Raw genomic sequence first — 12,533 nt, 5'->3', positions numbered from 1 at the left:
GGTTACAGCTTGCGGAAACGGCTCTGTACGCCGAAGGTATCGGACGTCACGTAGCGCTCGACCTGACGCAGCTGCTGCTCGCCGCTGCCCAGCTCATACTCTAGCTGATCGAGCAGCTGGCGCGGCGTCTTCTGATGCTCGCCTTCGAAGCGGCTGGCCGGCGCTTCGTCCAACACGAACACCAGCGCGATATAGGCCACCAGCGTGAAGAAGAACAGCCCGAAGAACAGCGACAGCACCACCATCACGCGGATCAGGCGTACCGGCACGTCGAAATAGTGGGCCAAACCGGCGCAGACGCCTTTCACCATGCCTTCTTCGGGAACGCGATAAAGCTTTTTACTGCCCAGCGTCGTGCTCATCAGGACTGTCTCCAGTTCGGGTGTTCCGCATCGAGGATCTCTTCCAGCGCCTGAATGCGTTCACGCATGCGTTTGGCGTCTTCCGCCAGCTGCGCCAGGCGCTGCATTTCTTGCTGACTCAGCTGGATGCCGGTCTGTTGCCGATTGCTGTAATGCAGCCAAAGCCAAATCGGCGCGACAAACAGCACGAAAATTGTCAGCGGAATGGCAAGTAATAAAGCACTCATTGTTATTCCTTCTTATCGGGTCCTGAATTGGCGGCCACCTCCGCGTGTGGCCGCGGTTCGCCTTACTCGGAGCGGTTCATCTTAGCCTTCAGCGCCGCCAGTTGCTCACTGATGGCGTCGTCGGCCTTCAGCTCGGCAAACTCTTGGTCCAGCGACTTCTTTTTACCGATGCTGATGCTTTCCGCTTCGGCTTCCATGTGGTCGATACGGCGCTCGAACTGTTCGAAACGCGCCATCGCCTCATCCAGCTTGCCGCTGTCGAGCTGGCGGCGCACGTCACGGGAAGAAGACGCGGCCTGATGACGCAGCGCCAGCGCCTGCTGCCGCGCGCGGGTTTCGGTCAGCTTGTTTTCCAGCTCGCCGATTTCGCTCTTCATGCGCGCCAGCGTTTCTTCCACGGTCGCCACTTCCTGCGTCAGCGTGGCGATCAGATCGGCCACCTTTTGTTTTTCGATCAGCGCCGCACGGGCCAAGTCTTCTTTATCTTTGCGCAGCGCCAGTTCGGCTTTTTCCTGCCAGTCACTTACCTGGTTTTCACCCTGCTCGATGCGACGCAGCAGCTGCTTTTTCTCCGCCAGCGCGCGCGCCGACGTAGAGCGAACTTCAACCAGCGTGTCTTCCATCTCTTGGATCATCAAGCGCACCAGCTTCTGCGGATCTTCCGCCTTGTCCAGCAGGGTGTTGATGTTGGCGTTCACGATGTCGGCAAAACGAGAAAAAATACCCATAATTCACTTCCTCTTGGTTCTGATGGCGTCTGAAGCGCCGCGTTAAGTCGTACAGCTTGCCCAAAGATATAATCAAAACCCGTGCCAACTTTTATATTACTGAAAAGTAAAGAATATTATTTTTTGACTCTCTGCATGCTTGCTGTAGAGTGATTATTTTAACCAAACATTGGCGAATTTCATCATGAACGAGCAGCCAGAGAATTTGTTGGGCGAGGCAAACGCCTTTGTCGAAGTCTTGGAGCAAGTCTCCCAGGTCGCCAAGCTGAACAAGCCGGTGCTGGTGATCGGCGAGCGCGGCACCGGCAAGGAGCTGATCGCGCACCGTCTGCACTACCTCTCCAACCGCTGGCAAGGGCCGTTCATCTCGCTTAACTGCGCGGCGCTGAATGAAAACCTGCTGGACTCCGAACTGTTCGGCCACGAGGCCGGCGCCTTTACCGGCGCCCAAAAGCGCCATCTGGGGCGTTTCGAGCGCGCCGACGGCGGTACGCTGTTCCTCGATGAGCTGGCGACCGCGCCGATGCTGGTGCAGGAGAAATTGCTGCGGGTGATCGAATACGGCCAGTTGGAGCGCGTGGGCGGCAGTCAGCCACTGCGGGTGGATGTTCGCCTGGTGTGCGCCACCAACGACGATCTGCCGGCGCTGGCGGCGGCGGGCAAATTCCGCGCCGATCTGCTGGATCGGCTGGCGTTCGACGTGGTGCAACTGCCGCCGCTGCGCCAACGGCGGCCCGATATCATGCTGTTGGCCGAGCATTTCGCCATTCAAATGTGCCGCGAGCTGGCGCTGCCGCTGTTTCCCGGCTTTACCGAACGCGCCAGGCAAACGTTGCTCGAGTATGGCTGGCCGGGCAACGTGCGTGAACTGAAAAACGTGGTGGAGCGTTCCGTCTATCGCCACGGCGACAGCGACAGCCCGCTGGATGAGATCGTCATCAACCCGTTTGCGCCACGCGAGGCCGCGCCGGTCGCGCCCGTTCCTGAAGACGCCGGCGCGTTACCGCCGCTGCCGCTGGATTTGAAACACTGGCAGTTGGAGCAGGAGAAGGCATTAATCGAAGCAGCGCTGCAGCAGGGGCGGTTCAATCAGCGCAAGGCGGCGCAGCTGCTGGGGCTCACCTATCACCAGCTGCGCGGTATGCTGAAAAAGCATGCGCTGCTGCAAAACGGCGAAGCGGACGAGGAATAACAACGTGAAGATGGGGTGCCGGTCTTTCCCGGCCGTCAGCTATTAACCCCAGGTTGAGAGATGTGGCCTGAGAACGGCCGCCTGGAGATGTCGGTCTTTCCCGACGGTCACTTCACTGCGCGGGGATGTCCCGCCGATGAATCACCTTCTTGCAAGATCACTGCGGTATTTTTCCTGCCCGGTAAATGACGCCGAGCGACAACGCGACGCAGACCAGAAAGGCATAACGCAGACCGAAAGTTTCGGATAAGAACCCGATTAACGGCGGCCCGATCAGCGTGCCCAGAAAGCCGATGGTCAGCACCGCCGCGATGGCGGCGCTTGGTGCCATGGAAGAAGACCTTGCAGCCGCCCCCGCAACCAGCGGAATTATGGCGCAAATGCCCAGGCCGACCAGGAAAAAACCGATTATCGATGTCACCAACCCCGGTAACCAGGTCGTTAGCGTCATGCCGATGAACGCCAGCATCCCGCCCCACTGCAACGTTCTTCTCACTCCTATCCGATCAACGAACCGGTTCAACATGAGCCGGCCGATGGTCATGGCAGCCATAAATACCGTAAAACCCAGTCCGATGTATTTTCGATCGACCGAGACGACATCCTGAAAATAAACGACGCTCCAGTCGTACATGATGCCCTCACAAGCCATCGAGCAGAAAACGATCAGGCCATAGTTGAACAACGATCGGTCAGGAATGGCAAAAGCACGCCCGGTCTGTTCCAGCTCCGGTTTGTCGAACAACGCACGCCGGCACAGCAAGGCGGATATCAACGCCACCGCCGCTATTCCCACAAAGTGCAGCGGCAAGGCGACATCCCGGCCGATCATTAATGCCCCGATCCCTGCGCCGACAAACCCGGCCACGCCCCATATGCCGTGAAAAAAGGGCAACCTGGTTTTACCGCTGACCGCCTCGGCGATGCTGGCCTGCATATTGTTCGAGACATTGACCGCGCTATAAGCGAACCCGGAGAAAAACAGCAATGCCGCCAGTTGAGGGACCGTCGCGGCGAAGGGCACCAGAAGCAAAAGCATGGCGTTGATCAGAATGGCCGCGACGCCGACCACCCTGCTGCCAAGTTTGGCGATCGCCCATCCCGATATCGGCAGAGACAAGACCACCCCGGCCGACATGGCGAACAGTACGCTGCCGAATACGCCGTCAGACAACGCAAGCCCTCCTTTGATCGTCGCCATCCTTGAGCTCAAACTACCGAAACACAGCCCCAGCATGAAAAACATGCTGGATATCGCCAAGTTTTTTTCTTTCATCATCGACATCATGGTCGCCCCCTTATCCGATTAGCGGCCTGGTCAGGCGAAAGCATCAATGCCGGTCAGCGATGCCGAAAGCGCCCACAAACGCTGCGCCTGTTCCGGGTCGATCGCGTATTCCTTCACGCCGACCAGCGCCTGGCTGTCGTGCGCGGCGATGCCGGCAATATCGCCATCCTCACAGTAAAGGCCCCCCAAACCTTGCAATTGCGGTGAAGTGGCGGCCCACACCTGAGTAGCGGCCCCCTGCTGAGGCGTTTTAAGAGCGTCGGGATCGGCCGGATTGCCGTCTTCGTCCATCCAGCCCAGGGCTATCATCTCTGCTCTCGATATGTGCCGCTGCAGCGGCGTGGCGATACTGCCAGGGTGAAGGCTAAATGCGCGGATCCCCCGCGAGCGGCCCAGAAGATCCAACCTGACGGCGAACAGGGCATTCGCCGTCTTCGACTGACCGTACGCCAGCCACTTGTCGTAACCGCGTTCGAACTGCACATCTTCCCAACGGATCGCCGAATGGTGATGCCCGGCGGAGGAGACGGTGACCACCCGCCCTCCATCGGCAATGGCCGGCCACAGCAAGTTGGTCAGCGCATAGTGGCCGAGGTGGTTGGTGGCGAACTGTCTTTCCCAACCTTGCCCCACCCGCGCCTCCAGGCATGCCATCACTCCGGCGTTGTTGATGACAATATCCGCCCGTAGGCTCGATGCGGAAAAGTCAGCGGCGAAGCGGCGCACGCTGTTCAAATCGGCGAGATCGAGTTCGGCGATCTCGACGCCGGCGCTCTGTCCTAACACCTCTTTGGCTGCCGCCGGCGCCCGGCAAGCAACGATGACACGTGCGCCGGCACCGGCCAGCGCCAGCGTCGTCTCCAGACCGAGACCTGAATGACCACCGGTGACGATGGCCTGCGAGCCTGACAGATCCAGGCCTGCGAGCACCTCGTCGGCGGTCGTTTTGAACCCAAATCCTGACTTGATGGGGGTTTGTTGGGTAATCACAGGCATTCTCCTCACGGTTAACAGTGACCGGCCAAACGCAGCCAGCGCGTCGATGAGAAGAAGTATGAAATTCCGTCACGTGACTGTGAATGCATGAAACCCCGAACTTCTGTCGAGATCGTCCAGGTTACGCGGCGCAAAGAGAAGAGAAGTGGATCATGGCGGCTCGCCAAGCGAGATTTCCGGTCTTAGACAGGCAAAAAAAAAGCCAGCACCCGAGCTGGCTTAAAAAACACTGGAAGCAATGTGAGCAATGTCGTGCCTTCCACATCAGAGCCGCAAACTGTGGCCTTCCGTGAACTGCCAGGCGATGATAATAGTTATCAGTATCGTCTGTAAAGCACTTTGTTGAGAATTTTTCTCATTTCCACACGAAGATTGCGCAATTACCACTCAGGGAACGGGTCTGCCATGTCCAGCCAATAGTCCACGCCGGCGGCCATTTCATCGTCGCTCAGTAGGCAGTCGTCCAGCAAACGTGCGATCGTCGCCTGCTGCAGATGCTGGCCGATAAACACCAGCTCCTGTCGCATGTCGCCGAACGGCTCTACCCATTTTTCCTGAATATGCGCCCGCGCTTCGGGATCCTGCGGCCAATTGTCTTGCGGGATAGCGCGCCAAAAGGTGCCCGCGAGACCGTAATGGGCGATGCCGCCGGCCTGGCTCCACTGCCCGGCCTGCCGCGGCCGCGTCGCCAGCCAGAAAAAGCCTTTCGAGCGCAGCAGCTTACCGCCGCCCCAGTCGCCGTTAATCACGCGGTAAAATTTGTCCGGCGCAAACGGCCGCCGCGCCTGATAGACGAAGCTGCTGATGCCGTAGTTTTCCGTTTCCGGCACGTGTTCGCCGCGCAGCTCTTTCAGCCAGCCGGGCGCCTGCTGCGCCTTTTCAAAGCTGAAGCTGCCGGTATTCAGCACCGCTTCCAGCGGCAGTTTGCCCGGCGCGATCGGCACTATGCGGGCATCGGGGTTCAGGCTGGCCAGCAGCGCCATCACTTCGCCCTGCTGGGCTGGCGTCAACAGATCGGTCTTGCTGACCAGGATCACGTCGCAGAATTCAATTTGCTCAATCAATAGATCCGCCACGCTGCGCAGATCGTCCTCGCCCAGGCTTTGGCCGGCCTCCTGCAGGCTTTGTGCCTGCTGGTACTGCTGGATGAAATTCACCCCGTCGACCACCGTCACCAGGGTATCCAGCCGGGCGAACTGCGACAGGCTTTCGCCCTTTTCGTCCTCAAAGGTAAAGGTTTCCGCCACCGGCAGCGGCTCGGAGATGCCGCTCGACTCGATCAGCAGGTAATCGAAACGCCCGTCCTGCGCCAGTTCACGCACCGAAACCAGCAGGTCTTCGCGCAGCGTGCAGCAAATGCAGCCGTTGCTCATCTCAACCAGCTTCTCTTCCTGGCGATCGAGATGCACTGCATTTTCAACCAATGCGGCGTCGATGTTGACTTCGCTCATGTCGTTGACGATCACCGCCACGCGCATGCCCTGCCGGTTGTTCAGGATGTGGTTCAGCACCGTGGTTTTGCCGGCGCCGAGAAAGCCGGAAAGCACGGTCACGGGAAGTTGTTTCATGGGAGCCTCATTAAAATTCATTGCGTAATGCCTGGTAACCGCGCACCAGTTCGACGTTGGTGGCGGCCACTTCTTCCGAAAACTGCAGCGCGCCGCGATCGACCTGGGAATAGCGCGACAGGTCGCTGTCCGGCCCTACGCGCTCGGTCGAGGGGATATAGCGATTTTCCGGCAGCGTCACGCCGTCCACCACCGCGTTGTAACGCACCACGCAGCCGGACTGAATGTAGCAGTTGAACAGCACGCTGTTGAAACCGATAAACACCCGATCGTCGATGCGACACGGGCCGTGGACGATGGCGCGGTGGGCGATCGAACTGTAACGGCCAATGGTGACCGCCGCCCCGCTCTTGGAGTGGATCACCACGCCGTCCTGAATATTGGAGTGCGAGCCGATGACAATCGGCTCCATGTCGCCGGCGGCGTTCAATTCGTCGGCGCGGATCACCGCATAAGGGCCGACGTAGACGAAATCTTCGACGATCACCCGGCCGCAAATAATGGCGGTAGGGTCGATGTAGGCCAGCGGCGAGACCTGCGGCAGATGGCCGCTGGGATTTTTACGCAGCATGATTTTCTCCCCGCCAGCTCAGCTCCGCCACCGCATTGTGGGCATGCAGGCTCTCCTGATGCTCGACGCGCAGTGAAAAGGCGCGATAATCGCACTGGCTGCGCAGCATGCGATACAGACGGCGCGCCGCGTCTTCGCAAAACATCAGGTTCTGTCCGTTGGCCAGCGCGAAGGCCTGCTCGTCGCGGCGTTTCACCAGCGTTTGTACCGGCGTGCCCAGCGCGTGTTCGATGCGGTCGATCAATTTCACCGGTTCGAACGCCCGTTCATTCTCGGGCGTCACGGTGACCCAGGCCCAGCTGCGTTGGCTGTGAGGGGTGGCCGGCATTCCCTGCTCCAACAGCCACTCGCTCATCTGGCGTTGGCTGACCCGCTCCGCCGCCTGTTCGAAATCAAACTGAAACTGTTGCTGCGCCAACTGACGGCTGAGCGCCGCCGAACTCGGGCAGGTAGAGGAGTAAGGTACGCCGACGGTCAACGCCAGCGTCAGCGTGCTCGTCAGGGTCGCCTCGATGCGCAGCGGGTAAGCCTTCCAGCCGCGCTGCGGCGACAGCAAAGCCGGGCGCGACAGCAGCAGCTCGCCGCTGATCGCCAGGCTGGCGCGATCGCTGTGTTCCGGCTGCGAATCCAGAAAGGCTTGCAGCGTTCGGCCGATGCGCTGCGGCGTCAGCTCGCCCTGCGTCAATTCGTCCAGCGCCAGATACAGCCGCGACATGTGAATGCCGCGTTCGCCCGCCGCTTCGGCGCGCAGGTTGATGCCGGCGTCGACTTTGGCCATCAGTGGCTTGCCGGCCAGCTCCAGCGGCAGTGCGATCCCTTGCATCCCGACCCAATCGAGCCCGACATCACTCATTTCGCCGCGCCATGCCTGAGCGTCCGGCAGCGAACGACGTGGTGGAAGTGCAACTTCGTTCATACATCCCCTTGCGTTATTGTGACTTTGCCGGGGAACGGTAACATGATTTTGTTATGTTATAACATATCAAATAAAATTTTTTTCACGCCGTGGGCGACCTGATTAATCAAGTCGCAGAAAACTCAGCGATTTTGTTCAATGGATTGGGCTGTCGGTCAGAGTGCGATACACTAACGCTATTGCTGATCAACCCATGAGCCTCTATGCGTGGTTTACCCCTTTGGATAGTGTCGTTGTGCTTTACCAGTTCCGCCCTGGCCGCAACAACACCGCCCGCGCCCACCGCGGCGCCGCTGCCGGACATTCGCCAGAGCGGCTTTGTCTATTGCGTCAGCGGCATACTGAATACCTTCAACCCGCAAATGGCCAGCAGCGGCCTGACGGTGGATACCCTGGCCGCCCAGCTGTACGATCGCCTGCTGGACGTCGACCCCTACACCTACCGGCTGATCCCCGAGCTGGCGCAAAGCTGGGAAGTGTTGGACAACGGCGCCACCTACCGCTTCCATCTGCGCAAGGACGTACCGTTCCAGACCACCGCCTGGTTCACCCCCACCCGCAAGATGAACGCCGACGACGTGGTGTTCAGCTTCGCGCGCGTATTTGACCAAAAACACCCGTATCACGACGTCAACGGCGGCGAATACCCCTATTTCGACAGCCTGCAGTTCGGCGATTCGGTGCAGAGCGTGAGAAAGCTCGACGACTACACGGTGGAGATTCGCCTGCAGTCGCCGGACGCCTCGTTCCTGTGGCATCTGGCAACGCATTACGCGCCGGTGCTGTCCGCCGAATACGCCGACACGCTGACGCGCGAAGGCCATCAGGAGCTGATTGACCGAGAGCCGGTCGGCAGCGGCCCGTTCCTGCTCAACGAATACCGCTCGGGGCAATATATTCGCCTGGCGCGCAACGCCGCCTACTGGAAAGGCCTGCCGCGCATGCCGCAGGTGGTGATCGATCTGGGCGCCGGCGGCACCGGTCGCCTCTCCAAGCTGCTGACCGGCGAGTGCGACGTGCTGGCCTATCCGGCGGCGAGCCAGCTGTCTATCCTGCGCGACGATCCGCGCCTGCGCCTGACGCTGCGCCCGGGGATGAACATCGCCTATCTGGCGTTCAACACCCGCAAACCGCCGCTCGACAACCTCAACGTGCGCCAGGCGATCTCTCTGGCGATCAACAACCAGCGGTTGATGCAGTCGATCTATTACGGCACGGCGGAAACCGCCGCCTCGATCTTGCCGCGCGCCTCCTGGGCCTATGACAACGACGCGCACGTCACCGAGTACGATCCGGCCAAATCGCGCGAGATGCTGCGGCAGGCCGGCGTCGGCCATCTGAACCTGAAGCTGTGGGTGCCGACCGCCTCGCAGTCTTACAACCCGAGCCCGCTGAAGACCGCCGAGCTGATCCAGGCCGATCTCGGCCAGGTGGGCATCAACGTCACCATCGTGCCGGTAGAGGGCCGCTTCCAGGAGGCGCGCCTGATGGAGATGAACCACGATCTGACCCTGACCGGCTGGGCCACCGACAGCAACGACCCGGACAGCTTCTTCCGGCCGCTGCTGAGCTGCGCGGCAATCCGTTCGCAAACCAACTATGCTCACTGGTGTGACCCGGGCTTCGACGAGGTGCTGCAGAACGCACTGTTGTCGCAGCAGCTATCTCAACGCATCGACAGCTACCGCAAGGCGCAGAAGATCCTCGAGCAGCAACTGCCGGTGCTGCCGCTGGCCTCTTCCCTGCGGCTGCAGGCCTACCGCTACGACATCAAGGGATTGGTGCTGAGCCCGTTCGGCAACGCCTCGTTCGCCGGGGTGTACCGTGAATCCGCGCCGGAGGTGAATAAGTGATTATCTTTACCCTGCGCCGCATTCTGCTGCTGCTGATCACGCTGTTCTTCCTGACGCTGGTCAGCTTCAGCCTGAGCTATTTCACGCCGCGTGCGCCGCTGAACGGCGCCGCCCTGCTGGACGCCTATCAGTTCTACTTTGTCAGCCTGCTGCACTGGGACTTCGGCGTCTCCAGCATCAACGGCCAGGCGATCAGCGAACAGCTGCGCGAAGTGTTCCCGGCCACCATGGAACTGTGCCTGCTGGCCTTTGCTCTGGCGCTGTTTATCGGCATTCCGCTGGGCATCATAGCCGGCGTGCTGCGCGGCAAATGGCAGGACACCGCCATCAGCACCTTCGCGCTATTGGGCTTTTCGATGCCGGTGTTCTGGCTGGCGCTGCTGCTGATGCTGTTCTTCTCGCTACACCTGGGCTGGCTGCCGGTTTCCGGCCGTTTCGACCTGCTGTATCAGGTGAAGCCGATCACCGGTTTCGCGCTGATTGACGCCTGGCTGTCGGACTCGCCATACCGCGCCGAAATGATCGGCAGCGCCCTGCGCCACATGATCCTGCCGATCGCCGCGCTGGCGGTGGCGCCCACCACCGAAGTGGTGCGCCTGATGCGCATCAGCACCGACGACGTGCTGAGCCAAAACTACATCAAGGCCGCCGCCACCCGCGGCCTGTCGCGCTTCACCATCATTCGCCGCCACGTGTTGCACAATGCGCTGCCGCCGATCGTGCCCAAACTGGGGCTGCAGTTCTCCACCATGCTCACGCTGGCGATGATCACCGAAGTGGTGTTCAGCTGGCCGGGCCTCGGCCGGTGGCTGATCAACGCCATTCGCCAGCAGGATTATGCGGCGATCTCCGCCGGCGTCATGGTGGTCGGCACGCTGGTGATTACCATTAACGTCCTGGCCGACATTCTGGGTGCGGCAACCAACCCGCTGAAACATAAGGAATGGTATGCCCTTCGATAACGTATACCGCGAGAAAAAGATGCCGAGCCCGCTGCGCTACACCTGGCGGATTTTCTACGGCGACGCGCTGGCGATGATCGGTTTTTACGGCGTGATCGCCCTGCTGCTGCTGTCGCTGTTCGGCAGCCTGCTGGCGCCCTACGCGCTGGATCAGCAGTTCCTCGGTTATCAGCTGCTGCCGCCGTCCTGGTCGCGCTACGGCAACGTGTCGTTCTTTCTCGGCACCGACGATCTCGGGCGCGACATCCTCAGCCGCCTGTTGACCGGCACTGCCGCCACCTTCGGCTCGGCGCTGGCGGTGACGCTGGCCGCAGCGTTCTGCGGGGTGATCCTCGGCGTGTTCGCCGGCGTCACTCACGGGCTGCGTTCGGCGGTGCTCAACCACATCCTCGATACCCTGCTGTCCATTCCGTCGCTGCTGCTGGCGATCGTGGTGGTGGCGTTTATCGGCCCCAAACTTGAACACGCCATGCTGGCAGTGTGGCTCGCCTTGCTGCCGCGCATGGTCCGCACCATCTACAGCGCGGTGCACGACGAGCTGGAGAAAGAGTACGTGGTGGCGGCGCGGCTCGATGGCGCTTCCACGCTGCAGATCCTGTGGTACGCCGTCATGCCGAACATCGCCGCAGTGCTGGTGACCGAGTTCACCCGCGCGCTGTCGATGGCCATTTTGGACATCGCCGCGCTCGGCTTTCTCGATCTCGGCGCGCAGCTGCCTTCGCCGGAATGGGGAGCGATGCTCGGCGATTCGCTCGAGCTGGTGTACGTCGCACCCTGGACGGTGATGCTGCCCGGCGCGGCCATCCTCGTCAGCGTGCTGCTGGTTAACCTGTTAGGCGACGGTATGCGCCGCGCAATCAATGCCGGGGTGGAATAATGCCGTTACTCGATATCCGCAATCTGACGATTGAATTTATGACCGCCGAAGGGCCGGTCAAGGCGGTCGATCGCGTCAGCATGACGCTGACCGAGGGCGAGGTGCGCGGCCTGGTGGGCGAATCGGGCTCCGGCAAGAGCCTGATCGCCAAAGCCATCTGCGGCGTAACCAAAGACAACTGGCGCGTCACCGCCGACCGTTTCCGCTTCGACGACATCGATCTGCTGCAACTGAGCCCGCGCGAGCGGCGCAGGCTGGTGGGTCACAACGTTTCGATGATTTTCCAGGAGCCGCAGTCCTGTCTCGATCCTTCCGAGAGCATCGGCCGCCAGCTGGCGCAGGCGATCCCGGGCTGGACCTACAAGGGCCGCTGGTGGCAGCGCTTCAACTGGCGCAAACGCCGCGCCATCGAACTGCTGCACCGCGTCGGTATCAAGGATCACGACGACATCATGGGCAGCTTCCCGTACGAGTTGACCGAGGGCGAGTGCCAGAAGGTGATGATCGCCATCGCGCTGGCCAACCAACCGCGCCTGCTGATCGCCGATGAACCAACCAACGCCATGGAGCCGACCACCCAGGCGCAGATTTTCCGCCTGCTGGCGCGCCTCAATCAGAACAACAACACCACCATCCTGCTGATCAGCCACGATTTGCAGATGATGAGCAAATGGGCCGACCGGGTGAACGTACTGTACTGCGGGCAAACGGTGGAAAGCGCCCAGTGCGAAGAGCTGCTGGCGGCGCCGCACCACCCTTACACCCAGGCGCTGATCCGCGCCATGCCGGACTTCGGCCGCTCGCTGCCGCACAAGAGCCGGTTGAACACGCTGCCGGGCGCCATTCCTTCGTTGGAACACCTGCCGATCGGTTGCCGCCTAGGGCCGCGCTGCCCTTACGCGCAGAAGAAGTGCATCGAAACGCCGCGCCTGCGCCCGGTCAAAAACCACTTCTTCGCCTGCCACTTCCCGCTGAACATGGAGGAGCAATAAC

13 protein-coding genes are annotated in these 12,533 nt (G+C 60.9%); 5 read left to right on the top strand and 8 right to left on the bottom strand.

Translation table 11 applies throughout. The features are described from left to right. Window positions 1-2: 2 nt before the first annotated feature. The 3 genes from pspC to pspA all read right to left on the bottom strand — a co-directional run bounded on the left by pspC (window position 3) and on the right by pspA (window position 1,317). The gene (gene pspC / locus ACYF6X_RS07180; RefSeq protein WP_004930552.1) at window positions 3-362 is read right to left on the bottom strand and encodes an envelope stress response membrane protein PspC; all 360 of its coding nucleotides are present in this window, start codon (window positions 360-362) and stop codon (window positions 3-5) included. Further along, the gene (pspB, locus tag ACYF6X_RS07175; RefSeq protein ID WP_004930553.1) at window positions 362-589 is read right to left on the bottom strand and encodes an envelope stress response membrane protein PspB; all 228 of its coding nucleotides are present in this window, start codon (window positions 587-589) and stop codon (window positions 362-364) included. Before pspB ends, pspC begins: the two co-directional genes overlap by 1 nt. A 62-nt stretch (window positions 590-651) precedes the next feature. Further along, window positions 652-1,317 carry a phage shock protein PspA gene (gene pspA / locus ACYF6X_RS07170; RefSeq protein ID WP_025303000.1) on the bottom strand — a complete coding sequence of 222 codons (666 nt, stop codon included), beginning with the start codon at window positions 1,315-1,317 and terminating at the stop codon, window positions 652-654. Window positions 1,318-1,501: 184 nt separating this feature from the next. Between pspA and pspF the strand changes: the two genes are divergently transcribed. Continuing rightward, entirely contained in the window at window positions 1,502-2,509 is a 1,008-nt protein-coding gene (gene pspF / locus ACYF6X_RS07165; protein ID WP_063990015.1) for a phage shock protein operon transcriptional activator, read from the top strand. 157 nt (window positions 2,510-2,666) lie between these two features. Here pspF and ACYF6X_RS07160 read toward each other — a convergent pair whose 3' ends face one another. The 5 genes from ACYF6X_RS07160 to folE2 form a co-directional block, all read right to left on the bottom strand. Then, window positions 2,667-3,797 (bottom strand): MFS transporter, encoded by a 1,131-nt coding sequence (locus ACYF6X_RS07160; RefSeq protein WP_107226289.1) that lies wholly within the window; start codon window positions 3,795-3,797, stop codon window positions 2,667-2,669. Between the two features lie 30 nt (window positions 3,798-3,827). Further along, the gene (locus ACYF6X_RS07155) at window positions 3,828-4,793 is read right to left on the bottom strand and encodes an SDR family NAD(P)-dependent oxidoreductase (protein ID WP_242512523.1); all 966 of its coding nucleotides are present in this window, start codon (window positions 4,791-4,793) and stop codon (window positions 3,828-3,830) included. A gap of 380 nt (window positions 4,794-5,173) precedes the next feature. Continuing rightward, window positions 5,174-6,361 (bottom strand): zinc metallochaperone GTPase ZigA, encoded by a 1,188-nt coding sequence (gene zigA, locus ACYF6X_RS07150; RefSeq protein WP_107226290.1) that lies wholly within the window; start codon window positions 6,359-6,361, stop codon window positions 5,174-5,176. A 10-nt stretch (window positions 6,362-6,371) separates the two neighbouring features. Continuing rightward, window positions 6,372-6,932, bottom strand: coding sequence for a gamma carbonic anhydrase family protein (locus tag ACYF6X_RS07145; protein ID WP_063990019.1), 561 nt, complete (start codon window positions 6,930-6,932; stop codon window positions 6,372-6,374). Further along, window positions 6,922-7,848, bottom strand: a complete 927-nt coding sequence (folE2, locus tag ACYF6X_RS07140) for a GTP cyclohydrolase FolE2 (protein ID WP_130017387.1) — start codon at window positions 7,846-7,848, stop codon at window positions 6,922-6,924. Before folE2 ends, ACYF6X_RS07145 begins: the two co-directional genes overlap by 11 nt. Window positions 7,849-8,051: 203 nt before the next feature. Between folE2 and sapA the strand changes: the two genes are divergently transcribed. Genes sapA through sapD form a run of 4 tightly spaced genes read left to right on the top strand, consistent with a single transcriptional unit; the run spans window position 8,052 to window position 12,532 of the window. Beyond that, window positions 8,052-9,701, top strand: coding sequence for an ABC transporter substrate-binding protein SapA (gene sapA / locus ACYF6X_RS07135; RefSeq protein WP_406879969.1), 1,650 nt, complete (start codon window positions 8,052-8,054; stop codon window positions 9,699-9,701). Next, on the top strand, window positions 9,698-10,663 hold the full coding sequence (sapB, locus tag ACYF6X_RS07130) for a putrescine export ABC transporter permease SapB (RefSeq protein WP_004930575.1): 966 nt from the start codon (window positions 9,698-9,700) through the stop codon (window positions 10,661-10,663). Before sapA ends, sapB begins: the two co-directional genes overlap by 4 nt. Next, window positions 10,650-11,540, top strand: coding sequence for a putrescine export ABC transporter permease SapC (gene sapC / locus ACYF6X_RS07125; RefSeq protein WP_004930580.1), 891 nt, complete (start codon window positions 10,650-10,652; stop codon window positions 11,538-11,540). Before sapB ends, sapC begins: the two co-directional genes overlap by 14 nt. Beyond that, window positions 11,540-12,532 carry a putrescine export ABC transporter ATP-binding protein SapD gene (gene sapD, locus ACYF6X_RS07120; protein WP_019452674.1) on the top strand — a complete coding sequence of 331 codons (993 nt, stop codon included), beginning with the start codon at window positions 11,540-11,542 and terminating at the stop codon, window positions 12,530-12,532. The genes sapC and sapD overlap by 1 nt, the downstream gene beginning before the upstream one ends. Window position 12,533 lies beyond the last annotated feature (1 nt).

This window comes from Serratia sp. ID 25-353 (assembly GCF_054792795.1).
This window is presented reverse-complemented; position numbering and strand designations above follow the sequence as displayed.